Genomic DNA, 26,256 nt, shown 5'->3' on the forward strand with positions numbered 1-26,256 from the left:
TATATTTGGAAAATGGAAAATGGAAAAGGGCGGTTAACGCGCCAGCATGGGATAGGTGAAAAACAACAAGTGGGCAAAATTAAATAAGAAATGCACGCCAACACTGGCCCAAAGACGCCCCGTAAAATGGAACACCAAGCCATAGCCAAGTCCCGCAAGGGCGGCGAAGATCATCAGTAATGGGCCTCCTGCAAAATGAGCCATACCAAACAGTGCACTGGCGATCAAAAGTCCCGCAATGGTGCCGAACTGCTGCTGTGCTTTCTGCTGAATCAAACCACGAAACAGCGCTTCTTCCGCCACACACGTAAACAGCAGGTTATTGATAGCAAAAATCCACCACCATTCTGGTAACGACCATTCATAAGCTAAAGCCCCTAGCCACACCGCAACAGGCAGTAAGGCAAATAAGGGCAGGAGTGTTGCGAGGGTGGCTCCCCACTTTGCGGTTTGCGTCTTACCCAGTAAGCGAGGAAAGGCGAGCAATAGTGCAAAAAAGACCAACGGTTTATCCAGATTGAGATATAGGCTAAATGGTGTACTGTGTGGACCGGCGATGACCTTATCCAGCACTTTGAGGTTAGAAAACCCGGGTAGCCAATGCAGAAATAGGGCTAAACACCAGAGCAGCAAAGCAACCCACGCTGCGGTACGCCAATGCGCCGAACTATTAACCGCAAAATACGCCAACACAAACCCCAAGCCAGCACTTACGCCGCCGAGCCGCGATAAATGCCCTGTTGCAAAAGCACTCAGTAAAGTGAGGCTCAACAGTCCCCATGTGATGTGACGATAAGGGGTAAATCCAGCCATGACAGCAAGCGCCAACGGCAGCCAAACGAAAGCAGAAAGAGACAATAACATTTTGATATCCTTTTATATTCCTCGGAATAGGTAGTAAGAGAGACCGTTCCCGAAGTTTGGTTTCATATACCTTGAGAATAAAAGTGGCGTTGAACCGTTGAACAGGGGAAGAATGGCCGAGTTCGTCACAGAGTGACACGTCAACGAAAACCGTGATGTTCTGATTCGCCACATCAAACCGGCAAGATATAAGGTCGAGATAATGACGTGCTCAGCAAGTAGCGACAAGTTACATCGCTAGGCTTTCGCACTGGTTAAACCTGTTATTCATCCAACCTATGATGGTCATTTTCCTATAGATGAACACAAATGAAATAACCGTAAAACTCAAAAACGGCTATTATTAGGTTAATATTGAGTGTTTTTGTTGCCTATAATGGGGCGGGGAAGCGGTAAATTACTCACGTCAACTTAACGAGGAGAATCTCAATGAAAGCACGTCATCTTTTACCTGTACTCGCCGCTGCAGCGGTCAGCCTGCCCGCTCTCAGCAACCCAATGATGAGCATCACGAGCCAAGACATTCAAGAAGGTTCACGCATGGCGAACCAATTTGCCTTCAATGGTTTTGGTTGTAGCGGTGATAATCTGTCCCCACAACTGAGTTGGAACAATGCACCGAAAGGCACAAAGAGCTTTGCAATTACGACTTATGATCCTGATGCACCGACGGGCAGTGGCTGGTGGCACTGGGTAGCAGTGGATATCGCGGCGGATCAACATAGTGTGGCTCGTGGTGCGGCCAAGCAACTTAAAGGTATTCGTGAGCTGAACAACGATTACGGATTTAGCGGCTTTGGTGGTGCGTGCCCTCCACAAGGCCACGGTATGCACCGTTATCAATTTACGGTATGGGCTCTGCCTTTCGAGAAGATGGAGCTCCCACAAGGAGCGTCTAATGCTCTGGTTGGTTTTATGTTGCGCGCCAATGCATTGGGGCAAGCGACTCTCACCGCGACGTATGTGAGCGAATAATAGGAATTGCAATGAGTAAGGTCATCGTCCAGACGGGGCAGTTTAAAGGTTTACGTAAACAGCCTCTGCATAATGTCTTGATCTATGCCCCCACGATTATTTGGGTAACGCATGGGCATAAACAGCTCTGGTGGCATGACACGACGCTCAATTTCCATGCCTCTGATTGGCTGATGTTACCAGCCAATCAGTACCTCACTTTTGTGAATGTACCACAGCAGGCACAGTTCTATTCACGGACATTAACCTTGCATGAAGCCCCACCTGCAGAGTGGATTGCACAATCAAGCCAGTTGGAGTCGGATCCAGAGCCGAGAATCAAAGTGACTACGGCACTGGCCTATTGCTTCGAGCTGCTTTACGAGATGAGCCAAAAATCACTCAGTGAAGAAACACAGCGACAATTTGTGCTGGGTTTTTATGCCCAATTGCGTGATGCCAAAGCGCTGCACCTGCTCTTTCCTAGCGAAAATGCGTTGATGCGTGAGCGCCTAGCGCGCTACTTAAGTGTCAATCCTGGCGATGAACATAGTATCGAAACGGTAGCCACCCACTTTGCGATGAGCCGCGCGACAATGGCTCGCCATTTGGCTGCGGAAGGTACAGGCTTTCGAGAAGTGCTGAGTGAAGTGCGGATGAACTATGCGCTAGCCTTGTTGCAGGAGTTACGCCCGTTGATGGAAGTTGCCGTCGCGTGCGGCTACCAGTCTTTGACTCGGTTTTCTGCGCGCTTTAAACAGCAGTACCGGATCACGCCATATCAATACTTACAAACGCTAACGGATAAGCCGTAAAAATAAAAAGAGCCACCTTAGGTGGCTCTTGAAGTATGGATTGTCGAGATTAAATGCCCGCACGTTTTAGCAAACCCGCCATCAAAGCAGAGCTGGATTTTACTTGCTTAGATTTGTTGAGCAGATTTTTGGCTAACGCTTGGTTATCAATGCTTTTCGCGATGTAAGACATCGCATGATAGAAGTCGCTCGCCGTTTTGATTTTGTTGGCATCATTGAGTGGCGCAAGCAATTTCACCATTTCGGTGCCTTTCATTTTTTTCTCAGTGGCGTAAGCTTCAACAGCATCCAGCACGAGGTCGAGATCGCCCATAGCTTCCGCGCTTTCCACGCCGTGCTTTTTCATCTCTTTTTGGTTGCGTTTACGCAGTTGCTTGATCATAAACGCAGGTTTGTTGATTTTTCTAAAACCAAAATAACCTGCAGCAATCACGATGACGATCCCGCCGACGACATAACCCCAAATTGAGCCACTTGACTCAACTACAGGCTGTACGGTTTGGGTGGCAAAATCGACGGTGGTAGAAACATCAGACATCTTACAAATCCTATCGGTGGCGCTTCAAAACTGAAGCTATTAATTAATCTGGCTGCCGAGTTGGCGCATTGCGGTGCATCAATCTTTATTGAAAGGACGACTGAAAAGCACGTTTTTTTCACCAGCTTTGTGAACATCAATGGGGATGCACCTCAACAAAACCAAGCCGATATCTGCTGACATCTCAGTTTGGTTGTCCAGTTTGCTGCGTGAGCTCACAAAAATTGTCACAATTTTTCTCTGTACCCGGCGTTGGCATTGGCTTAGCTGGCCGCGCGACGTAGCCGATCATGCACCGCAAGCCAAGTTTCACCTTGCGGTGGGCGCTCTAACCAAATTTCATCTACGCCCCATTTATCCACTTCGGCCAGAGAACGATATAACGCTTGTCCGTAGGCTTTGGCATCCTGCGGCATCGGTTTAAGTAAACGCTGCTCACTGGCTTGCAATTCAGACAGGTGCAATAGAGCGATTTTGATATTGCCCGCCGTCACCAGTTCATTGTCAATGGCGTCAATCATGCGCAGACGTGTTTTGGGTTGGTAATGGCTGTCGACATTTCCCGGCACCGCAACGTGATGAACTTGCGGTTGCAATACTTCTTGACCTAGCACCGCACTCAATTCACTCGCCGTGATGGGGCCGGCACGAAGCACGCGAAACGGTTTACAGGTTAAATCCACAATCGTGGATTCCAAACCGTGTTGGCATTCACCGCCATCCAAGACTGCGGCGAGTTTACCATTCAAACCATCAAGCACTTGCTGGGCTGACGTCGGGCTGAGTTTTTTATACGGGTTTGCAGAGGGTGCCGCCACGGCGAGCCGATGGGCTTTTAAAATCTCCAATAACACAGGGTGAGCCGGCACTCGAATACCAATGGTGTCTAAGCCCCCAGTAACCACAGGAGAAACATGCTCCGCTTTAGGCAGCAGCATCGTCAATGGACCTGGCCAGAATGCTTGCGCTAATTGATAGGCTTCATCAGCAATATCGGTAGCCCACTCGGAAAGTTGTTCTGCCGAACCTAAATGGACGATTAACGGATGATTGGCTGGGCGACCTTTGGCGCTAAATATTTGCTTCACCGCCTCCGGCTGGGTGGCATCAGCCGCCAGTCCGTAGACGGTTTCGGTCGGTATCGCAACCAGTTGGCCTTGCTTAAGTAACTGCGCTGCGCATTCAATATCAGCAGGTGTCATCGCTGAAAGCTGTTGGGTATTCAACAAAAAATCTCCGTGGTTCGGCATAACTTAATCGCATCAACCATTCACCAAAAATATGGCTTCCGGTGTTTTGAAACGCGGCATTCTAGCAAACCTTGACGCAGATCCCTACTCAAGATTATGCGCAATCCAGCAGACCTTGAGTATGAGGTTTATTGTTAACTTTAAAACTAAAACTGTGCTTCAAGGCCGTTCATGGGGCTAATAATGAACTACACTGTGGTTAAGATATTGGTTTATATCGCAACCCTGACACTGGAATACGAAAATATGGAGCCGAGCGCCGCATTTAACACTGCTACGATCGCCAAAATGGTGGGAAGCGAACTCGTAGAATCTATGCTCATCAGCTATCAAGAAACGATGCATGTACAGTTACCGAAATTGGTGGAAATCAGTGCCACACAATCGGTGAGTGATCTGCATCGTTTGGTACACAGTATGAAATCTTCCGCACGATTTATTGGGTGTGACACCTTATCGGAACTCTGTTTTCAGCTAGAAATGAAAACCGCGGCAGACCCATTATGGCATGCCAGCTATGCCAAAAAGATCGCTGAATTATGCCAATGCAGTCGTGATGTGCTAGGGCAGATTGCGATTTATGTAGAACAGCAAAAAGTGAGCAGTCGATGACAACAGAGATCATGAAAGTCGTCTGTGTCGATGACGATGATTTTATGCTTAAAGCGCTTGGACGGATGATCCGACGCATGCGACCGAGTTGGGAGGTCGTGTTAGTGGAAGATGCCACACAATGGGTGGTGAATACCGACGATCCTCCGAGTGTGGTGATTTCCGATCTACTGATGCCGGGTAAAAATGGTGAAACCTTACTGACCGAAGTGCGTTCGCGTAGCCCGCAAACTTTGCGGGTGTTACTGACGGGGGATACCACTCAAGAATTACCGAAAAAAGCCCATACTTACGCGCAATTTGTCCTACCGAAACCTTTCACCCATGAAGATTTTGAACACCTGTTTCTATGCATGGAACGGCTTTATCAAATGCCGTTCAATAATGAATGCCGGAGGCGCTTAGGCGCATTGGAAGAGATCCCGATTTTGCCCAATTCAGTGCGTAAGCTGCAACAAGTGATCTCTTCGCCCAATTGCAGCATGGATGAGATAGCCGAGACTATCGTGCATGAACCGGTACTGACCGCCAAAATCATCCAAATTGCTAATTCCTCCTATTTTGGTTTTCGTCGTAATACCGATTCTTTGCATGAAGCGGTTGCAAGGTTAGGGGCGGTGTTGGTGGAGTCCATTGCCATATCGCTGCTGGCGATTCACCCGAGTAATCCGAATTGCATGGCAGATCATCAATGGGTGGCAGACTGTGCGTTTAAATCGAGTTCGATTGCCAGAGCATTAGTCAAAATGTTGGGTTATTCGCGCCAAGATCAAGACCGAATTTTTGTGGCAAATCTACTGACATCGATCGGAAAAATCCTTTTATTAGAAGATGGTGCGAGTAAAAAAGAGTTTGTGGATTTCTACCAACTACAACCCGGTTATGCAGATTGCGATGTGATATCGGCATACATACTGATTATGTGGGGCTACGATATTGGTATAGGGGATATCATTCTCAACCAAAGATTGACGACGTTTAGCGGCGAACATTTAGAACAGCTTGGTAGTCTTTCATGTTTGGCTAATCAAATTGAAAATTGTCGGAAAATCAATGATTACCGACAGCTTGTGCAGAAGACACCTGAATCAATACAGGGTGCGCTCAAGGAACTGGAAGAGCAGTTTTTTCCAGATTAGTCAGTGAAATACTGCATTGTTAAGGGAGTGAATGTATGGCGATTCGGCTAACGGTAGCAGATGATTCAAAGATGTCTCGAAAGTCGGTTATTCGGGCGATTCCACCTCACTGGGATGTGGAAATTACCGAAGCTCAAAATGGCAAAGAAGCGGTCGAGCATTATAACAATGGTCTCGCGGATGTGATGTTTCTGGATCTGACTATGCCCGAAATGGATGGGATGCAAGTGCTGGAACATTTTCATCATATTGATGCGAAATGCTTAGTCATTGTGATCAGTGCAGATATTCAACCTTTAGTTCAGCAGCGAGTCCGGGAATTGGGTGCGTTGAATTTTTTGCAAAAACCGCTTGATCCAGCACAACTGGAACAGACACTTCATGAGGCAGGGTTGCTATGAGCATAGTACTTTCCGCAGATCATAAAGATGCATTGCAGGAATTTATGAACATCTCAATGGGTAGAGCCGCCAGTAAGTTGGCTACCTTGCTCAATTTGCATGTCACCATTTCCGTTCCCAATATCCGAGTGGCGACCGAAGAGGATATGCAAGCCCTACAATCCTATGCCACCGATTATTATTACACTAGGCAATCCTTTTATGGCGGGATGGATGGTGAACTGATCACCTTAATGAGCCGTCGTGGTTGCGAGCAAGTGGTCAATAATTTGAACCATTCCAAAGAGATGATGAACGGCTTAGTGAGCATTGAAGAGAGTATTTTGGATATTTCCAACATTCTTTCGGGCGCGAGTTTGAAAGGGCTCTGCCAACAAATTGAGCTGAAAACCAAAATTCAGCCTCCTGTGCTTTTTGACCCGAATCATCAGCCTTTGCCTATTTTGCAATGGCGGTTGTCACTGATTATGGAAATCAACTTTTTGGTTGAGAAAGCCTCTTTTTCGGCGAAAACCATCATCTGTTTTGCAGATAAAGAATTGGATAAGGTATTTGCGCATCTCGATGAACTGTTGATGTAAGGAGACGAGTATGGCAAAGAGTCGTTTGTTGCTCTCTGAACTGCTGGATCAGCTCTCTTTTGCGCTGTGCATTGTGCGTAACGATTATGTGATCGTCAAAGTGAATGAGTATTTTGAATCTCGTGTCATTTTTGATGGGGAAACCATGCAAGGAAAGAACATTCTTGATCTGTTTCCTGAATCTGCGGACTACCTAAAACGCAAAATCGATACCGCCTTGGTGATTGAATCTTCGAGTTTCAGTAGCTGGGAGCAGAAGCCTCATCTTTTGCCATTTAAAAGCTCTCGTCCGGTTTCCGGCGATGAAGAAAAAATGTATCAGGATCTCGAAGTCGTTCCCATCCATAGTGAAGATGGTTCGATAGAGCACGTTTGTCTGTGTGTTTACGATGTGACGATTCAAGCGAGCCAGCAATTGGAATTAAAGCGCGTTTCACAGAAGCTGGAAGAGGAACATCAGTCGCAAAAGGTACTGATCAAAAAACTCGAAGACGCTCAAGGGCAATTGATTCAATCAGAAAAAATGGCGTCGATAGGTCAGCTTTCTGCGGGGATCGCCCATGAAATCAATAACCCCGTTGGTTTCATTACCTCCAACTTGCAGACCTTAAATGACTATTTCAACAGCCTAGAAAAAGTGTTGAAAAATATCATTCAAATCATCGATCAAGGTCAGGATGCAGGATTGATTGAGGCGTGCCAAAACATCCTTAAACAAGGACAAGTTGATTTTATTTTGGAGGACACAGCCGAGTTGATCACCGAGTCTTTAGAAGGCTCCTCCCGAGTGATGTCGATCGTCAAAAACCTCAAAGAATTCTCACACGTTGATCGTTCGGAATGGGGATATGCCAACTTAGAAAACTGTATCGAATCGACACTGAAAATCATCAATAACGAGATTAAATACAACATCACAGTAGAAAAGCATTATGCGCCGAGTGTACCTGATGTGTTTTGTCAGCCAATGCAGATCAATCAGGTATTGTTGAACATTCTGGTCAATGCCAGTCATGCGATTGATGGTGATGGGACGATTTCCATTACTTTACAGGCCGCCAATGCCGAGTTTGTGGAGATTCGCATTCAAGACACCGGGTGCGGCATTCCTGAAGAGATCCGTGAGCGAATTTTTGAACCTTTTTTCACCACGAAACCCGTTGGATCGGGCACAGGGTTAGGCCTGTCGGTTTCCTACGGCATTATCAATAAGCACCATGGCACCATCAGTGTGACCAGTGAAGTGGGTAAAGGGAGTGAGTTTGTGATCCGTCTACCGATTAATCCGACTCCGGAAGCGGTAAACCATACCGATCCTAATGCGGCGTAAATGGGGTGGAGCATGGTCGATAAACAACCAACTTCATGTGTAAACATGGTGGCGCAAGGAAATGATAGCCACATTCCTTTTGCGTTGTTAGCCTTCCTTAAAGTCTTGTTTTCCAATGTAAAACCCAAACGAAAGTTTGATAGTTTAATGACCACTATCCACGATCTTGTACCGGGGTGCCAAATTGCGTTGCTCGAACATCAAGCCGATGAACGTTGGCGTGTTATTCAAACCAGTGGCGGGTCGGATGTAGCGCAAAACCATGGAACATTCTCGGGTTTGTTAGATGAAGAGTGGCGATGCTTGCCGAATGTGCGGGATGATGCCGTATGGTTGGCAGAATACGCCCATTATTTCCCTGAATGCCACAGTGCATTGGCGGTGAAGTTTCATACCGCAGAAAACCGCTATTTCTTATTGATGATGCAGCCTTCAGAAAATGGGTTTAGCCATCAACAGCGTGATGAGTTGTACGCCTTGTTTGATGTGACCAAAAGTGCGCTTTACTCCATGTTGCAGTTTCGAAAATCAGTGATCGACAAGCATCAAGTTCAGCAAGAAGAGAAGCTGGCATCTTTGGGTAAATTAGCGGCTGGTGTCGCCCATGAAATCAACAATCCGCTTGGTTTTGTGATGAGCAATTTCAGTTTTCTCAATGAGTATGTCGCCCAAATCAAGCAACATCCGCAGATTGAACAGATAGACGACCCGCAATTACAAGAAATGATTGCAGACAGTGAAGCGATTTTGATGGAGAGCTTAGAAGGCTTATCACGGATCAAAAATATTGTTTCAAGCCTCAATGTGTATGCGCATACGAGTGAAAATCTGGCTGAGATCGATATGCGTGACGTGGTGAGCTCCGCTTTGGCATTGATCATTGGTGATTTAAAATTCCGCGCCCAGTTTATTTACCCATCACCGGATAAACCTTATTACATTCGGGGGAGTTACAACAAACTCCAACAAGTGTTTATCAATTTAATCATCAATGCGGTGCAGTCGGTCTCTGCCACTCATGAGGGTATTGTTCATATAGAAATCAGTGAGGTACGTTGGCCTGGTGAAGGTATTCCGCGTGTACAGGTGATGATTGAAGACAATGGTAAAGGGATCAGCGCTGAACATCTGGAGAAAGTGTTTGAGCCATTTTTTACCACCAAAAAAGTGGGGGATGGGGCAGGGTTAGGGTTATCGGTCGCACGTGAAATCATCGAAGAACATCACGGTAAAATTAAGCTCTGTTCAACGCAAGGGGTTGGAACCCGAGTCTATGTGATTTTGCCGCAAACGGTGCATGCACAAGGAGGGGCTTGATGCAGGCAAACCGCGAGATTTTACTGGTCGATGATGAACCCGCGGTACTCAATGCGTTGAAGCGAGAGTTGCGCCCTTATTTTTCTCATTTGTATACCGCAACCTGTGCTCAAGAAGCCTTAGAGATCCTGCAGCAGCACCCAATCCAGATGGTGATTTCTGACTATCGAATGCCCGGTATGAACGGTGCGGATTTGGTGATTGAGATTAATCGACGTTATCCGCAGATTATGTCGTTAATTCTCTCCGGTCAGGCGGATATGGATGGATTATCGCGGGCATTAAATGAAGGCGATCTCTACAAATTTTTATTAAAGCCGTGGGATCGAGCCTATTTATTACAAACCATCATGCATTGTTTTAATGAGTTAGATCGTGAGCAAGAATTTAATGCCACCTCGGGGTTGAAAACCCTGCAAGCCCTAAACAAACAAATATCTCTTCTGCATTCTCTGGCCGATCATCCCTACCTGGTGTTGATCATTGACGTTGCGACTTCGATTGATGAGCCGCAACAGGCATTGATTACTCAGCATCTTATTAGCCAATTACCGGATACCGATAACCTTTACCAAGAAGGCCAGCGTTGGTTTTGGGTCGTTCACCAATCAACCTCATGGTATCAAACGTTATTTAAACTCTTGGTAAGCTTTGAGGTAGGATCGGAAAGTGGTTTGAGTCATACGCCACGCTGTGGGATTACCGATATTGAATCTTGGTCAGAGGTGGCAGTGTCGTTCGACAAGGCTTTTGCTCACGCTATCCCTTTATTGGATGAGGCGTCGGTTCATTGGTGTGGAAAGACCAAAGACGGCCTTGAAATCCAACAGTTGCTGAATATTTATCGTGATTTACAGCAAGGCCGTTTTGTTGCGTTTTATCAACCACAAAAACACCTTATTTCTGGTGAGATTATTGCGTTTGAAGCCTTAGCAAGACGATGGATGGAACAAGGCACACATGAGATGCCAGATCGATTTTTTCCGATCTTGGAAAAGTACCATCTGATCCCTGAACTTACCGAAGTGATGGTACGTGATATTTTGACCTTCTTGACGGATGAGCAAGATGGCCTGCAAAACATCACCATCGGGGTCAATATTCCGGGGGCAATGTTGACCGACGGCAGCTTCTACCGCTTGTTACTCAACACTGCAGAGCAGCAACAAGCCGAAGCCGCATTGCCTCGGCTTTCGGTTGAGATTACTGAGCATGATCTGATTGCCGATTTTGATGCCGCTAAACATGAGATTTATAAGCTAAAATTATTAGGAATACGCTGTGCTTTAGATGATTTTGGTACTGGCTACTCGGGTTATGAGTACTTGTGTGAGATCCCGTTTGATGTCGTGAAGATTGATGGTCGTTTTATCCAGAGTTTAGGGAGCTCGGATTCGAGTGGTGTGATAGTGAATGCCATGATTGCCAGCATTAAATCCTTGTCGATGCAAGTGATTGCTGAGTGGGTGGATTCAGAACAACAGTACCAAATTCTAAAAGAGATGGGATGCGATATGGTGCAAGGGTATTTAGTCAGCCCCGCGATTTCGCCACAGAATGTCCTAACATACCTCAAGAAAGAAAGGGGGCGCTATGCAAATGGATAATACGCACGATGATAAGTTAAACGTTCTGCTGCTGGATGATGAAAACGATATCCTCAAAGCGCTTAACCGAGTATTGCGCATGGATTACAACGTAGTCACCTTCGATAACGGAGCAGAAGCGTTGGAGTATCTGCAGGAAAATCCTATTCATATCATTATTTCTGATATGCGAATGCCTGAAATGGACGGCGCGGACTTCTTGGCGAAAGTACGAGAGATGCAGCCACAAACGGTGCGCTTATTGCTCACTGGGTATGCTGACATTCAATCCACGGTTCGAGCGGTCAATGCAGGCGGAATACACACTTACATCAGCAAGCCATGGGATAATGAAAACCTTAAGTTGATTGTGGCAAAGGCGGCTGAGTTTTATCGTTTAACCCGAGATAAAGAGCGCCTGACGATTGAGTTGGAGGAGCGCAATAAAGAGCTTGAAGTCGCTAACCAAGCCCTAGCTGAGAATAACCAGAAGCTGGCGGAGTTTAACCAAGAGCTCGAAGTGAAAGTTCAAGAACGCACCTTAGAACTCCAAGATTCCAATAAACGGCTAGAAGTTTCGCTAGCCTCGCGCAATAAAACATTCAAAGATATTCTTGCTATGGTCACGGCCATTATTCAGCATCGTACCGGATTTCCTGCCGATCATGCCGAGCGAATTGCTAACCAAGCCAAGTCTGTGGCGATCAAGCTCAAATTACCCGAAACCGTGGCCAGTCACGTTTACTTATGTGGCTTGATGCATCAGATTGGGTTGATTGGTGAATCTGGCAATGATTGGAAAGTGGTTAAAGTTCATCAAGATTCTGATATCCCGATCACGCCAAATGTGAACCCGATTTTGGGGGCAGAAATCGTTGGGCGGATAAAACGTTTTGAGCCTTTGATGGAAATTATTCGACACCAGGATGAGCTGTATGACGGCACCGGCAAACCCGATCACTTACAGGGGGAACAGATCCCGATAGGGGCTCGAATCATCAAAGTGGTGAAGGATTACGATTTCTTTGTCTCAGGCTCTAATAACCCAAGACGTATGCATACCAAGAGCGCGCAAGGCTACCTGCGTCAACAAGCTGGGATTTACTACGATACACAAGTGGTTGAAGCCTTCATTTCGATTGTGAGTGCCATAACCCGTATTGAAGAGGGGATGGAGTTGTGCGTGAGCCTCAGTGAAGTGCGGCCGGGCATGATCATCAAGCGCGACATTTATCTGCCTAATGGCAGCTTGATGCTCACCGCAGGAAACAAGATGAATGAATCTTTACTGCGTAAACTCAAAGATCTTGAACAAGAAATGAACATGCCGATTCCGGTTTACATCGGCTAAGCCTAGAGAAGATGACGTATTTAAGGAGGTGTTGGGATCAGAGGTAAGGTGATGAGAACCCGAGTGCCTTGGCCTAGTTCACTGAAAAGTTGGATATCTCCCCCGTATTTTTTGATGCTACTGTAGGCCTCTGTTAATCCAAGACCCACACCTTGGCCTACGTCATGTGTGGTGAAAAAGGGGTCAAAAGCATGTTGTTTTTCTTCTACACTCATGCCGCGTCCGTAATCAGTAATTTCAAGCTCCAGCTGTTGTGCCGTATGGCGCAGCGAAAGTTCAATCCGCCGCTCAAGCGTTTCTTTCGCGTAGGCTTGGTAAGCGTTGTGTAAGATCGCACTGAAGGCGCGGATCACATCATGGCTATGGCAGTAAATCATCGGTGGATAAGGTGCTTTGTCTTTCCAAACAATCCACTGGCTCAGGTCACTGGTTTGGATCGCCTGTTCTAGCAAGTTCAATGGCGAAACCCAATGATTATTGTGAGTATTGGGTTGGGTTTGACAGTGTTGAACTTTATCGACAATCACTTTGATCCGATCAACGCAATGCAGGGCATCTTTCAAGCTTTCTTCAATGCCCGAAAAGCTCTCGTCAAGGTAATGCTCTCGTTGGGTTTGGCAAAACGGGGCGTAATAGGGACTCTCTTTGAGCATAGTGTCAATCGACTCAAACCCGCTTTTTAACTGCTGAAAATCTTGTTGGAGCAGTTGTAAATGGCTTTTTAGAGCGCCATTGGGATTGTTGATTTCGTGGGCAAATCCCGCCGCCAGTGTGCCAATCGAGATCATTTTTTCGGTTTCGACTAACTTATCTTTCATCAGAGTCAGCTTGGTGTTCATTTCTTCAAGTTGCTGATTTTTAGCTAGAAGTGTTTCAGTGCGCTGATTGACTTTATCTTCTAGCTCTAAATTCCACTGCTCAAGTTGATGCTGATAATCACGCATGGTTGATTCAGAGTGGCGCAGTGATTGCACCATTTGCTGAAAAGAGTGTGCCACGCGGCTAATTTCATCATGCCCTTGCAGATCGAGTAGTACATCACGGTTACCAAAAGTGATTTGATCGGTCGCCACTTTCAGCTCAGTTAAACGGCGGGTTAGGGCATGACCAAGCAGATAGGAGAACAAGGCAACAAGGCCCATTTCGCCAAGCACGATCAACAGTGTCCAACGTCTCGCATGGCCGATTTGTTGTTCAAGGTAGGAAAGGTCAAAGCCGATAAAAACCGTTCCAAAGACAGTTCCACTGACTTCAATCTGGTCATTGATACTGTAGATCGGTTGTAGTTGGGAAAAATCTCGGTCATTAATCGTATGATAAGCCTCGAATAATTCACGGTTACCTTGAAAAGCCAGTAGTTGACCATGTGGATTTTCGACGGCCACGTAAACCATGTCTTGATTGGACATCATCAAGGTCGCTGCCGATTCAATGCTAGCAAGATCATAGGCAAGTACAGGGTTCTTCACCATGGTGGCAAACAGAGTAATGGTTGTTTGGGCACGCTTTTGCAATCCACTATAGTTGGTGGATTCGAGATAACTCAGAGTGAACGTGATTAAAATGGTGAGCAAAATCGCTTCAATCAAGGCCACACCGAGCATTGTCTTCAAGCGTATCGACATTGCTTATTCCTTCAGCAGATGAGACAGCGTCTGGATGTTTAAAGCGCGAATATCATCCCAGTCACTGTCTTGTGCAGCTTCAATACCCGTAAATCCAATGGCTTGCAGCTGCAATTTTCCTTGCTCGGTTTGGGAAAGATTCAGTAGCGCGGCTCGTAGCGTAACAACCTGATCATGAGAGAGTTTGGGGTGGTAAGCAAAAGCATGAGGAGTAAAACTGGGGCTCTCCCATAAAATACGCAGTTGATTGGTGACCGCTTTGGGGGCGGTATCAAAGGTGCGTTTTATCCCCCCACCGGCAATAAAAAAACCATTTGCCACATTGAGATACACAGAATCGTGTGATGAGACATATTTAGAGTCAATATTGATGCCTTGTTGAATTAATGAGGCTTGAGGAATAATGGTTGCCGCAAAAGCCGCAGGAGAGGGGAATGCCAAAGTATGGAGATTGAGCTCTTGAATCGAGCGAATCGGGCTTTGTTTCGCTACAACGATAATACCTTGTAATTTCTGATCTTTCTGTTTAGCAAAGGCGACGTATCCTGGGTTTTGGTGGAATAAGGTGTAGTGATAAGGATTCATATACACCACATCGTATTCTCCTTTTAGCACCCGTTGTTCAAATTCAGGAATCGTTGCTGCAGTACGAAATTCCACATCCATGCCCGTGCTTTTTGACAGGCTTTCGAGGATAGGAACCCAACGTTTAGCCAACTCTTCAGGAGATTGTTGTGGCACAACACCAAAGGAAAGGGTTGACGCCAAGGTTAACGATGAGAAAAACCAAACGAAACCAAACCATCCATAGCGCATATTGTTGCCTTTCATTTTCTAATACTAATGAGGTAAGTATAGAAAATGGTTGATCAGCTTGGTGATTATTTTCCAACTCACTATTTTTGTGGATGAATGGCCTCCATTCTGTTCAACAAAATGTACGCTTATGGGACAAATGAGGAAGGTATAGGACGTTGGTACAAAATCCAGTGATTTATACCAAACGATTGCTTAAAACGTAGGTTTGAGTTGGCTCACATTTTTATCGTGTTAGACAGTGCATTGTCATTAAGAGTTGGTGTGTTTGTGTACAAAATGTTAAATAGATCTGAGTTATCTAGCATAATACGCTGTACATTGGGTGCGCACTAGATAATCTGGCACATTGTCTGTTTAGGCCAGCTTCCACGCTCTAATCCACTAGAGATAATGACGAGTGGTGAAGTTTTTTACTGATGTCTGAGAAAACCAAAGAGGATAGTCGGTTTTTAAGACATTTTTATGGCAAATTAATTCAATGATTGCTAATGTGTGCCGCAATCCCTGTCAGGTGTAAGTTGTTTTTGTTTAAAACTTATACGACAAACGACAACAATCAGCCGTTCTGAATACCTGACATGGAAGTCATGGATGCAATACTAAAACTTGGAGTTTATGCATGTATAAGAACAAAATCACCCAAGCACTGCTGTTAAGTGCTGGTCTAGCGGTGGCCGCCACATCTTTTTCCTCTCTTGCAGCGAATGTTCCTGCTGGTACCAAACTTGCTCCTGTTCAAGAGCTGGTTCGTGGTAACGGTACTGAAGTTGCGTCACTAGACCCACACAAAACCGAAGGTGTTCCTGAATCTAACGTGATTCGTGACCTGCTAGAAGGCTTGGTTAACCAAGACGCTAACGGCAACGTGGTACCGGGTGTAGCAGAAAGCTGGGAAACGACAGACAACAAAACCTTTACATTCCATATCCGTAAAGAAGCAAAATGGTCAAATGGTGACCCTGTGACCGCACAGGATTTCGTGTACAGCTTCCAACGCGCTGTCGATCCTGCTACGGCTTCTCCTTACTCTTGGTATATGAAATACACCAAGATGATCAACGCGAAAGAAATCATCGCAGGGGAAAAAGACAAGTCTACTTTGGGCGTGAAAGCGATTGATGACAAAACGCTGATGTTTGAACTGGAAAGCCCAGTGCCTTACTTCGTGATGATGATGGGCCACACTACGGTGAAGCCTGTTCACAAAGCGACAGTAGAAAAGTATGGCGAACAGTGGACTAAGCCTGAACACTTCGTAGGCAACGGTGCTTATGTTCTCGACAAATGGGTCGTGAACGAGCGTTTAGAACTGAAACGTAACCCTCAATACTGGGATGACAAAAATACCGTTCTGAACAAAGTGACTTACCTGCCGATCGAAAACCAAGTGGCAGAGATGAACCGCTTCCTATCGGGTGAAATTCAGATCACCAACGAACTGCCTCTTGAGCACTTCAAACGTCTGAAAAAAGAGCACCCAGAATCAGTACAAGTACAAGGCCAACTTTGTACTTACTACTACGGCTTTAACACTGCCAAAGCCCCATTTGATGATGTTCGTGTACGTCAAGCGCTCTCTTATGCGATTGATCGTGATGTCATCTCTGATGCGATCTTAGGTCAAGGCCAAAAGCCTGCATACTTCCTGACCCCTGAAATCACAGCAGGATTCAGCCCAGAAATGCCGGCTTACGGCAAAATGACGCAGAAAGAGCGTGTGGCTGAAGCGAAAAAACTTCTTGAAGCTGCGGGTTATAGCAAGTCAAATCCTCTGAAATTCACTCTGTTGTACAACACATCAGAAAACCACAAGAAGATTGCAACTGCAGTTCAATCTATGTGGAAAACGACATTGGGTGTTGATATCGCTCTGGAAAACCAAGAGTGGAAAACGTTCCTAGATACGCGTCGTCAAGGCAACTTTGATGCGACTCGTGCGGGATGGTGTGGTGACTACAACGAAGCTTCTTCATTCCTAACTCTATTGATGTCAAGCAACTCATCGAATGACTCTAAGTACCACAGTGCTGAGTATGATGCGACGCTAGAAAAAGCGATGACTTCAACGTCAGAAGAAGAGCGTCAAAAACTCTATGCTGATGCTGAGAAGTTATTGGCTCGTGATATGCCAATCGCGCCTATCTATCAATACGTAAGATCACGTCTTGTTTCTCCAACAGTTGGTGGCTACCCATCGAACAACGCGGAAGACAAGATCTATATGAAAGATCTTTACATCAAAGCTCAATAATCGAGCCATAAAACTATAAATAACACAGACACTGCATGTGAAATTCACATGCAGGGTCTTTTCTTTTCCTTGTCACAGATTGAAAGAGTGAGTTTATGCTTAAATTCATAGCAAAAAGGATATTTGAAGCAATCCCAACCATGTTGGTGTTGATTACTATATCTTTCTTTCTTATGCGCTACGCGCCAGGTAACCCATTTTCTTCAGAGCGTCCTTTGCCGCCAGAAGTCATGGCCAACATCAACGCTAAATACGGTTTAGATAAGCCGGTTTCTGAACAATATCTCACCTATTTAACCAACATCGTTCAGGGTGATTTTGGTCCATCGTTTAAGTACAAAGACTATACGGTGAATGAGCTGATCGCCAGTGCACTGCCAGTGTCGGTGAAAATCGGTTTAGCCGCATTCATCTTCACCGTGATCATGGGGGTAACGGTTGGAACCATTGCCGCCTTGAAGCAGAACACTTGGGTTGACTACACCATTATGTCGACCGCCATGATAGGGGTAGTGATGCCCTCGTTTGTATTGGCACCAGTGCTGATTTATATCTTTGCGATCAATTTTAATCTGTTCCCAGCTGGGGGATGGCAAGACGGCGGCTTCAAATATATGGCTCTGCCAGTTTTGGGGATGTCTCTGCTGTATGTGGCTACTTTTGCCCGTATTACCCGTGGTTCGATGATTGAAACTCTAAACAGTAACTTTATTCGTACTGCTCGTGCTAAAGGCTTGAGTTACGGTTATATCGTGGTGAAGCACGCGCTGAAACCCGCGTTGCTGCCTGTCGTATCTTATATGGGACCTGCTTTCGTCGGTATCATCACGGGTTCAGTTGTTATTGAGACCATTTTTGGTTTGCCGGGGATTGGCAAGCTCTTCGTTAACGCAGCCTTCAACCGAGATTATTCTCTGGTAATGGGGGTAACGATCCTGATCGGTTTCCTATTTATTCTGTTTAACGCGATTGTCGATATTCTTCTCGCTTACATCGATCCGAAGATTCGCTACTAATAGGACTTAGATAATGTTGACGAAAAAAGAAAACTTAGCGGCGATTGAAAGTTTCTCGCAAAACCTTGAAATTCAAGGCCGTAGCCTATGGCAAGACGCGCGCATCCGCTTTATGCGTAACAAAGCAGCGATGGTTAGCCTGTTCGTTCTGATGTTAATTACACTCGCGGTAATTTTCCTACCGATGTTTTCAGCTTACAGCTATGAAGACACCGACTGGTATGCAATGCATGCAGCGCCATCTGCTGAACACTGGTTTGGTACTGACGCATTAGGGCGTGATCTGTTTGTGCGTACGCTAGTTGGGGGCCGAATCTCGCTGATGGTTGGCATCATGGGGGCATTGGTTGCGGTACTGATTGGCACATTGTATGGTGCAGCATCGGGCTTTATTGGTGGTCGTACGGACCGTGTGATGATGCGTGTTCTGGAAATCCTTTACGCGATCCCATTCATGTTTTTGGTGATCGTATTGGTAACGTTTTTTGGCCGTAATATCGTGCTGATCTTCGTTGCGATCGGTGCGATTGCATGGCTGGATATGGCGCGGATCGTGCGTGGTCAAACCCTGAGCTTACGTAGCAAAGAGTTTATCGAAGCGGCGCATGTGTGTGGTGTGAGTAATTGGAACATCATCACTCGCCATATCGTGCCAAACGTATTGGGCATTGTGGCGGTTTACTCAACCCTGCTGATCCCAAGTATGATTTTGACGGAATCTTTCCTTTCCTTCCTTGGCCTTGGGGTACAAGAGCCAATGACGAGCTGGGGCGCTCTGCTACAAGAGGGTGCAAACACAATGGAAGTGGCCATTTGGCAACTGCTATTCCCCGCTGCATTCATGGTATTGACCTTGTTCTGTTTTAACTATGTCGGTGATGGTCTGCGTGACGCGCTCGATCCGAAAGACAGATAAACCAAGAAGAATCAAAAGGAAGCAATGATGAGTTTATTAGATGTCAAAGATCTGCGCGTAGAATTCTCTACCCAAGACGGTATTGTTACCGCAGTGAACGATCTCAATTTCTCTCTGAAACAGGGAGAGACGTTAGGTATTGTTGGCGAATCGGGTTCAGGTAAATCACAAACCGTGTTTGCCATCATGGGGTTGCTCGCCAAAAACGGCAAAATCACCGGTAGCGCGAAATTTGAGGGTAAAGAGATCCTCAATCTGCCAGAGCGTGAACTGAATAAAGTGCGTGCTGAGCAAATCGCCATGATTTTCCAAGACCCAATGACTTCACTTAACCCTTACATGAAAGTGAGCGATCAGCTGATGGAAGTGCTGATGCTGCATAAAGGTATGGGTAAAGCAGAAGCATTTGAAGAGTCAGTACGTATGCTGGAAGCGGTAAAAATTCCAGAAGCGCGCAAGCGTATCACTATGTATCCGCACGAGTTTTCAGGCGGTATGCGTCAACGTGTGATGATCGCGATGGCGCTGTTGTGCCGTCCAAAACTGTTGATTGCCGATGAACCAACTACGGCATTGGACGTGACCGTTCAAGCACAGATCATGGAGCTGCTGAACGATCTGAAACGTGAATTCAATACCGCTATCATTATGATCACTCACGATTTGGGCGTGGTTGCTGGCTCTTGTGACAAAGTGTTAGTGATGTATGCCGGCCGTACCATGGAGTACGGTTCAGTGAATGATATTTTCTATAACCCAAGCCACCCTTACGCAGAAGGTCTGTTGAGCGCGATCCCGCGTTTGGACTCGGAAGGTGAAGTGTTGCCAACCATTCCAGGTAACCCACCTAACTTGCTGCGTTTGCCTGTTGGTTGCCCTTACCAAGAGCGCTGCCACCGTGTGACGGATCGCTGTAAGCGTGAAGCACCGATTCTGCTGCCGTTTGGCAATGACCGTCAACGTGCGTGTTTTTCTGATTGGGAGGCTTGGACAAAATGAACGTAGAAAAAAAATTATTACTGGACGTGAAAGATCTGAAAGTCCACTTCAACATCACGCCAAAATCGGCTTGGCCGTGGACCAAACCGATGACACTGAAAGCGGTAGACGGTGTAAACGTTCGCCTGTATGAAGGCGAAACGCTAGGCGTAGTCGGTGAATCTGGCTGTGGTAAATCAACTTTTGCACGTGCCATCATTGGCTTGGTACAAGCGACTCACGGTGAAGTGGTGTGGTTAGGCCAAGATTTGACCCGCATGCAAGAAGTAAAACGCCGCGCAACGCGTAAGCAAATCCAGATGATTTTCCAAGACCCATTGGCGTCACTCAATCCACGGATGACGGTGGGGGATATCATCGCTGAACCACTGCAAACGTTTTATCCTGAACTTTCAAAGCAAGACGTGAAAGATCGGGTAAAAGAGATGATGATGAAAGTAGGCTTATTGCCTAACGTGATCAACCGTTACCCACATGAATTCTCTGGTGGTCAGTGTCAGCGTATCGGTATTGCCCGAGCATTGATCCTCAAACCTAAGATGATTATCTGTGACGAACCGGTTTCAGCGCTGGATGTTTCGATTCAAGCACAGGTGGTTAACCTTCTGAAAGAGCTACAAAAAGAGCTCGGTTTAAGTCTGGTGTTTATCGCGCACGATCTCTCGGTAGTAAAACACATCTCAGATCGCGTGTTGGTCATGTATTTGGGGAATGCGGTAGAGCTTGGGGTGGCTAAAGAGCTGTTTGCTAACCCTAAACATCCCTATACCAAAGCGTTGATGTCAGCTGTGCCAATCCCAGATCCTGATTTGGAGCGCAATAAAACCATCCAGATGCTGGAAGGGGATTTGCCTTCACCAATGAACCCGCCATCAGGTTGTGTGTTCCGCACCCGTTGCCCACAGGCAACTGCCGAGTGTGCGAAAACCAAACCTGTGATCAAAGGTTCGGATATTCACTCAGTGTCTTGTTTATACGCTGAGGCATAAATTCAGCCTGTGACGGGCCAAGCGCGATTCCTTGTTTGGATCGCGCTTTTTTTGTATTCGAATTTTTTGAACAACACGGCCAATAGCCTTGGGTTAAGTCCTCCGCTCAGTTACTTATAATGCCCAAAAGAAGCAGAAAAGGGGGCAACATGGGCAAACTGATCAAAGGTAAGTGGCATGACGTATGGTACGACACTAAGCAAAGTGACGGTGAGTTTGTCCGCGAAGATGCTGGGTTTCGTCACTGGATCGAACATCGATCGGGTGCGCCGTTTCAGCCTGAGTCCGGCCGCTATCATCTGTATGTTTCATTGGCATGCCCATGGGCACATCGAGCACTGATTTTTCGTGCTCTGAAAGGTTTGACCGAGCATATCGATGTGACGATTGTCTGTCCGGACATGATGTCACACGGATGGCAGTTTGGTATTCCTGAGCCTCTTTATGGTTACACCCAACTTCATCAGCTTTATACCCATGCGAAAGTGGATTATACAGGGCGAGTCACTGTACCTGTGTTGTGGGATAAAAAGCTGAACACCATCGTCAGTAATGAATCTTCCGAAATCATCCGCATGTTTAACAGTGCGTTTAATGAGTTAACTGGCAATCAAACCGATTATTACCCTCAAGCGCTGCGCACAGCGATTGATGAGTGGAATGAGTTTATATACCCAAATATTAATAACGGGGTATATCGCTGCGGGTTCGCGACCACACAAAAAGCCTATGAAGAAGCCTTTGACGCGTTGTTTGCGGCGTTGGATAAAGTTGACCAGCATCTCGCGACACACCGCTATTTAGCCGGAAACCAAATTACCGAAGCCGACTGGCGTTTATTCACAACCTTGATTCGATTTGATGCAGTGTATGTCGGGCATTTCAAATGTAACCGCCAACGTATTGCCGATTATCCTCACCTGAGTGGCTATTTGCGTGAGTTGTACCAAGTCCCCGGTATCCAAGAAACGGTCGATTTTTACCATATCAAGCGGCATTACTATTTTAGTCACACCATGATCAACCCAACTCAAGTTGTGCCAGTTGGTCCGCAGTTAGATCTGCTCAGCCCACATCTGCGGGAGCGGATTAGCTGAAATATGGGCATGAATGAATAAAGCACATAAAAAAGCCCCCGAATTTCGGGGGCTTTGCCTATTTGTCAGCAGAATGGATTTCTGTGACTCGAACTTATTTCTGCTCTTGACCAGCTTGGATAGCAGTCAGTGCGATGGTGTAGACGATATCGTCAACCAATGCGCCACGAGACAGATCGTTAACAGGCTTACGCATACCTTGCAGCATAGGACCGATAGACACCAGATCCGCTGAACGTTGTACCGCTTTGTAAGTGGTGTTACCGGTGTTCAGATCTGGGAATACGAATACGGTTGCTTTACCGGCTACTGGCGAGTTAGGCGCTTTTGAAGCCGCTACGTTTTCCATGATCGCAGCATCGTACTGCAGAGGACCGTCAATGATCAGATCAGGACGTTTCTCTTTGGCAATGCGGGTTGCTTCACGTACTTTATCAACATCAGCACCTTGACCAGAAGTACCGGTCGAGTAAGAGATCATCGCTACGCGAGGATCAATACCGAAGGCCGCGGCAGAATCGGCTGACTGGATAGCAATCTCAGCCAGTTGTTCTGCGTTTGGATCTGGGTTGATCGCACAGTCACCGTATACCAGTACCTGATCAGGCAGCAGCATAAAGAAGATTGACGAAACCAGAGACGCATTTGGCGCAGTCTTGATGATTTGTAGTGGTGGACGAATGGTGTTCGCTGTGGTGTGAACCGCACCCGAAACCAGACCGTCAACTTCGTTACGCTCAAGCATCATAGTGCCTAGAACAACGGTATCTTCCAGTTGTTCACGCGCCACCACTTCAGTCATGCCTTTGCTCTTACGTAGTTCAACCAAACGCGCTACGTATTGCTCTTGAGCTACTTTTGGATCGATGATTTCGATGCCAGAACCCAGCTCAACACCTTGCTGCGCAGCAACACGTTTGATCTCTTCTGGGTTACCCAGTAGCACACATTGTGCAATGCCGCGCTCAGCACAGATAGCTGCTGCTTTCACGGTACGTGGCTCATCACCTTCTGGCAGTACGATACGCTTGTTCGCGCTGCGAGCCAGTTCAGTCAGCTGATAACGGAAGGCTGGTGGGCTCAGACGACGAGATGCTTGTGCACCTTCAGTCAGAGAGTCTACCCATGGGCCGTCAATGTGGCTTGCTACGTGCTCGCTGATGAATTCGATACGCTCTTTGTCGTCAGCAGGTACTTCAAGGCTGAAGCTTTGCAGGTTCAGTGAAGTTTGCCATGTGTTGCCTTGCGCTTTGAAAATTGGCAGGCCAGTATCAAAAGCAGGTTTACATAGGTTAACGATTTCAGTCGGAATGTCGTAACCGCCAGTCAGCAGTACTGCACCGATTTCCACACCGTTCATTGCAGCCAGTGCGGCAGCCACAATCACGTCAGGACGGTCTGCTGAAGTAACCAACAGTGAACCTGGTTTGAAGTGCTCAATCATGTGTGGAATAGAACGTGCACAGAAAGTGATGCTCTTGATACGACGGGTATTGATGTCGCCTTGATTGATCACTTCCGCTTTCAGATGCTTCGCCATATCGATTGCACGAGTGGCAATCAGGTCGATGCTCCATGGCACACAACCCAGCACACGAATTGGGCTGGTGTTGAAGATCTGCATCACTTCAAGGTTAGCTTGCTTCGTCGCGCTATCAGCATCATCAAAGATTTCAGATAAATCAGGGCGAGTACGGCCAGCTTCATCAACCGGTGCATTCAGCTTGTTGATGATAACGCCAGAAATGCTCTTGTTTTTGGTACCACCAAAGTTAGAACATGCGACTTCAATGCGCTCTTTCAGTTGCGTTGGGTTATCAGTACCCGGAGTGGCAACGAAAACAATTTCTGCGCCTAGCGTGTTGGCGATCTCCGCGTTCACTTGGTTAGCAAAAGGGTGTTTACGTGTTGGAACCAAACCTTCGATCAAAGTCACTTCTGCATCTTTGTTGATCTGATTGTAACGCTCAACCACAGTTTCTAGCAGAACGTCCATCTTCTCGCTACCAATCAACGCTTCTGCAGCAGACATACTCATCGGCTCACCGATCTTAATGTCGCTGTTGCGGCTCATGACAGTAGAAGTCAGGTCAGGTTGGTCATCGCCAGTACGTGGCTGTGCGATAGGCTTATAGAAAGAAACGCTAACCCCTTTACGTTCCATAGAACGCAGGAGACCCATGCTCACGCTAGTCAGACCGACGCCAGCGCTGATTGGGATAAGCATAATAGTACGGGACATTGGTAAAGTACCTCAACACTATTGATACCAATCTAAGGTGCTTAGATTGAAAGTGACAAAGCTCAAACGCAGGACAGGCTTACGCTGAGCCCCTAAATGACACTGGCTAACCTGAGTTAGCCAGTGTAAGTCGAATTAGATGTTAGTCAGACGAGCTGTATCTTCTGCAATCACTAACTCTTCGTTAGTCGCGATAACCATCGCTGGGATACGGCTGTCAGCAGTCGTGATCACACCTTCACCGCCGAAACGCGCTTTCAGGTTTGCTGCGCTGTCAACAGTGATACCGAAGATCGCTAGACGGTTCAGAACCATTTCACGGATAGGCGCAGAGTTTTCACCGATACCACCAGTGAAAGTGATCGCATCCAGACGGCCTTCTAGGCTTGCAGTGTAGCCTGCAACGTATTTCGCCAGACGGTGACAGAACACGTCCATTGCGCGAGTTGCTTCTTCTTTTTGACCGTAGTTGTCTTCAACAAAACGGCAGTCAGAAGTCACTTCAGTCAGACCCAGCAGACCTGATTCTTTGGTCATCATTGTGTTGATTTGCTCAACTGAGTAACCCAGTGCATCGTGCAGATGGAAAATGATCGCAGGATCGATATCACCACAACGAGTACCCATCACCAGACCTTCCAGTGGAGTCAGACCCATAGAAGTGTCAACAGATTGGCCGTTTTTGATCGCACAAACAGAAGCACCGTTGCCTAGGTGGCAGTTGATGATGTTCAGTTCGTTAGCTGGTTTGCCCAAACGCTCAGCCGCTTCACGTGCGATGAACAGGTGAGAAGTACCGTGCATACCGTAACGACGGATGCCGTGCTCTTTGTACAGCTTGTATGGCAGAGCGTACAGGTACGCTTCTTCAGGCATAGTTTGGTGGAACGCAGTATCGAACACGGCTACGTTTTGTAGTGCAGGGAACGCTTTTTGCGCTGCTTTGATACCGATGATGTGTGCTGGGTTGTGCAGTGGAGCTAGAGTTGCACAATCTTCGATACCTTTCAGCACAGCGTCGTCGATCAGTGCTGATTGAGTGAACTGCTCACCACCGTGTACTACGCGGTGACCGATAGCTTTCAGTTGAGCTGCCAGTTCTGGCTTAGAAGCAAGAATAGTTTCAACGATGAAAGACAGAGCTTCATCGTGTGCAGCGCCTTCGCCCAGTTGAGCTTCGTGCTTGCCGTCCAATTTCCACTTGATACGAGCTTCAGGAAGGTGTAAACATTCAGCAAGACCTGAAAGATGTTGTTCACCGCTTTGAGCGTCAACAACCGCGAACTTAAGTGAAGAACTACCGCAGTTTAAAACTAAAACCAGCTTAGACATGAGTGACTACCTGTAATAATCGGTTAGGATAAAATCAGTACCAAGAGTAGATGACGCCTCGATGAATGCGCACTAATCTCGGTCAATAAAACGTCAATTTCCGTATCGTGGAGACGTGACAAAGTCAGTATAAATCGTCGATGCAATCCGTGCAGGAATCGTCTCAACGTTGCCTAAATTGTAAATAAGGGCAACAATGAGATTGAGAGTCCGCAAAGCATAGCGATAATGG

General features: G+C 46.6%; 23 protein-coding genes. 16 read left to right on the forward strand and 7 right to left on the reverse strand.

Annotated elements, in window-relative coordinates:
* Window positions 1-33 precede the first annotated feature (33 nt).
* On the reverse strand, window positions 34-864 hold the full coding sequence (locus tag MKA69_RS09170) for a CPBP family intramembrane glutamic endopeptidase (RefSeq protein WP_305847888.1): 831 nt from the start codon (window positions 862-864) through the stop codon (window positions 34-36).
* Between the two features lie 429 nt (window positions 865-1,293).
* On the opposite strand from MKA69_RS09170, the gene MKA69_RS09175 reads away from it, so the two are divergent.
* On the forward strand, window positions 1,294-1,839 hold the full coding sequence (locus tag MKA69_RS09175) for a YbhB/YbcL family Raf kinase inhibitor-like protein (RefSeq protein WP_305847889.1): 546 nt from the start codon (window positions 1,294-1,296) through the stop codon (window positions 1,837-1,839).
* An 11-nt stretch (window positions 1,840-1,850) separates the two neighbouring features.
* Complete coding sequence (locus tag MKA69_RS09180) at window positions 1,851-2,633, forward strand: AraC family transcriptional regulator (protein WP_000048778.1); 783 nt, start codon at window positions 1,851-1,853, stop codon at window positions 2,631-2,633.
* A gap of 49 nt (window positions 2,634-2,682) precedes the next feature.
* Here the strand turns inward: MKA69_RS09180 and MKA69_RS09185 are convergent, their stop codons facing one another.
* Together MKA69_RS09185 and MKA69_RS09190 are read right to left on the reverse strand one after the other, a co-directional pair.
* The gene (locus tag MKA69_RS09185; RefSeq protein ID WP_001286333.1) at window positions 2,683-3,171 is read right to left on the reverse strand and encodes a hypothetical protein; all 489 of its coding nucleotides are present in this window, start codon (window positions 3,169-3,171) and stop codon (window positions 2,683-2,685) included.
* A 263-nt stretch (window positions 3,172-3,434) separates the two neighbouring features.
* Window positions 3,435-4,421 (reverse strand): L-threonylcarbamoyladenylate synthase, encoded by a 987-nt coding sequence (locus tag MKA69_RS09190; RefSeq protein WP_305847890.1) that lies wholly within the window; start codon window positions 4,419-4,421, stop codon window positions 3,435-3,437.
* A 246-nt stretch (window positions 4,422-4,667) separates the two neighbouring features.
* On the opposite strand from MKA69_RS09190, the gene MKA69_RS09195 reads away from it, so the two are divergent.
* The 8 genes from MKA69_RS09195 to MKA69_RS09230 are packed head-to-tail and all read left to right on the forward strand — an operon-like array spanning window position 4,668 to window position 12,738.
* Complete coding sequence (locus MKA69_RS09195; RefSeq protein ID WP_305848236.1) at window positions 4,668-5,033, forward strand: Hpt domain-containing protein; 366 nt, start codon at window positions 4,668-4,670, stop codon at window positions 5,031-5,033.
* Window positions 5,030-6,172 carry an HDOD domain-containing protein gene (locus MKA69_RS09200; RefSeq protein WP_305847891.1) on the forward strand — a complete coding sequence of 381 codons (1,143 nt, stop codon included), beginning with the start codon at window positions 5,030-5,032 and terminating at the stop codon, window positions 6,170-6,172. The genes MKA69_RS09195 and MKA69_RS09200 overlap by 4 nt, the downstream gene beginning before the upstream one ends.
* A gap of 35 nt (window positions 6,173-6,207) precedes the next feature.
* Window positions 6,208-6,573, forward strand: coding sequence for a response regulator (locus MKA69_RS09205; RefSeq protein ID WP_001007803.1), 366 nt, complete (start codon window positions 6,208-6,210; stop codon window positions 6,571-6,573).
* Complete coding sequence (locus MKA69_RS09210; protein ID WP_000029434.1) at window positions 6,570-7,154, forward strand: chemotaxis protein CheC; 585 nt, start codon at window positions 6,570-6,572, stop codon at window positions 7,152-7,154. The genes MKA69_RS09205 and MKA69_RS09210 overlap by 4 nt, the downstream gene beginning before the upstream one ends.
* A gap of 10 nt (window positions 7,155-7,164) precedes the next feature.
* Window positions 7,165-8,484, forward strand: a complete 1,320-nt coding sequence (locus MKA69_RS09215; protein ID WP_055034373.1) for a sensor histidine kinase — start codon at window positions 7,165-7,167, stop codon at window positions 8,482-8,484.
* A 12-nt stretch (window positions 8,485-8,496) separates the two neighbouring features.
* The gene (locus MKA69_RS09220) at window positions 8,497-9,801 is read left to right on the forward strand and encodes a sensor histidine kinase (RefSeq protein WP_258462726.1); all 1,305 of its coding nucleotides are present in this window, start codon (window positions 8,497-8,499) and stop codon (window positions 9,799-9,801) included.
* Window positions 9,801-11,408: an EAL domain-containing protein gene (locus MKA69_RS09225; protein WP_305847892.1), complete on the forward strand. Its 1,608-nt coding sequence runs from the start codon at window positions 9,801-9,803 to the stop codon at window positions 11,406-11,408. Before MKA69_RS09220 ends, MKA69_RS09225 begins: the two co-directional genes overlap by 1 nt.
* On the forward strand, window positions 11,395-12,738 hold the full coding sequence (locus MKA69_RS09230; protein ID WP_055028663.1) for a response regulator: 1,344 nt from the start codon (window positions 11,395-11,397) through the stop codon (window positions 12,736-12,738). The genes MKA69_RS09225 and MKA69_RS09230 overlap by 14 nt, the downstream gene beginning before the upstream one ends.
* A gap of 20 nt (window positions 12,739-12,758) precedes the next feature.
* Here the strand turns inward: MKA69_RS09230 and MKA69_RS09235 are convergent, their stop codons facing one another.
* On the reverse strand, window positions 12,759-14,363 hold the full coding sequence (locus MKA69_RS09235; RefSeq protein WP_305847893.1) for an ATP-binding protein: 1,605 nt from the start codon (window positions 14,361-14,363) through the stop codon (window positions 12,759-12,761).
* Between the two features lie 3 nt (window positions 14,364-14,366).
* The gene (locus MKA69_RS09240) at window positions 14,367-15,179 is read right to left on the reverse strand and encodes a phosphate/phosphite/phosphonate ABC transporter substrate-binding protein (protein WP_055034375.1); all 813 of its coding nucleotides are present in this window, start codon (window positions 15,177-15,179) and stop codon (window positions 14,367-14,369) included.
* A 622-nt stretch (window positions 15,180-15,801) separates the two neighbouring features.
* Here MKA69_RS09240 and MKA69_RS09245 point away from each other — a divergent pair.
* The 6 genes from MKA69_RS09245 to MKA69_RS09270 all read left to right on the forward strand — a co-directional run bounded on the left by MKA69_RS09245 (window position 15,802) and on the right by MKA69_RS09270 (window position 22,450).
* Window positions 15,802-17,433: an ABC transporter substrate-binding protein gene (locus MKA69_RS09245; RefSeq protein WP_305847894.1), complete on the forward strand. Its 1,632-nt coding sequence runs from the start codon at window positions 15,802-15,804 to the stop codon at window positions 17,431-17,433.
* Window positions 17,434-17,528: 95 nt separating this feature from the next.
* The gene (gene oppB, locus MKA69_RS09250) at window positions 17,529-18,449 is read left to right on the forward strand and encodes an oligopeptide ABC transporter permease OppB (RefSeq protein WP_009355309.1); all 921 of its coding nucleotides are present in this window, start codon (window positions 17,529-17,531) and stop codon (window positions 18,447-18,449) included.
* A gap of 13 nt (window positions 18,450-18,462) precedes the next feature.
* Window positions 18,463-19,365: an oligopeptide ABC transporter permease OppC gene (gene oppC / locus MKA69_RS09255; RefSeq protein WP_055030948.1), complete on the forward strand. Its 903-nt coding sequence runs from the start codon at window positions 18,463-18,465 to the stop codon at window positions 19,363-19,365.
* Between the two features lie 27 nt (window positions 19,366-19,392).
* Window positions 19,393-20,364, forward strand: coding sequence for an ABC transporter ATP-binding protein (locus MKA69_RS09260; protein WP_000054403.1), 972 nt, complete (start codon window positions 19,393-19,395; stop codon window positions 20,362-20,364).
* Complete coding sequence (oppF, locus tag MKA69_RS09265) at window positions 20,361-21,353, forward strand: murein tripeptide/oligopeptide ABC transporter ATP binding protein OppF (RefSeq protein WP_001100189.1); 993 nt, start codon at window positions 20,361-20,363, stop codon at window positions 21,351-21,353. Before MKA69_RS09260 ends, oppF begins: the two co-directional genes overlap by 4 nt.
* A gap of 149 nt (window positions 21,354-21,502) precedes the next feature.
* Window positions 21,503-22,450, forward strand: coding sequence for a glutathione S-transferase family protein (locus MKA69_RS09270; RefSeq protein ID WP_055030949.1), 948 nt, complete (start codon window positions 21,503-21,505; stop codon window positions 22,448-22,450).
* 94 nt (window positions 22,451-22,544) lie between these two features.
* Here MKA69_RS09270 and pta read toward each other — a convergent pair whose 3' ends face one another.
* Both pta and MKA69_RS09280 read right to left on the reverse strand, forming a co-directional pair.
* Complete coding sequence (pta, locus tag MKA69_RS09275; protein WP_305847895.1) at window positions 22,545-24,692, reverse strand: phosphate acetyltransferase; 2,148 nt, start codon at window positions 24,690-24,692, stop codon at window positions 22,545-22,547.
* Window positions 24,693-24,827: 135 nt separating this feature from the next.
* Entirely contained in the window at window positions 24,828-26,024 is a 1,197-nt protein-coding gene (locus MKA69_RS09280) for an acetate kinase (protein WP_055050529.1), read from the reverse strand.
* Between the last annotated feature and the right edge of the window lie 232 nt (window positions 26,025-26,256).

It is taken from the genome of Vibrio sp. AH4 (assembly GCF_030710545.1).
GTDB classification, from domain to species: domain Bacteria; phylum Pseudomonadota; class Gammaproteobacteria; order Enterobacterales; family Vibrionaceae; genus Vibrio; species Vibrio metoecus.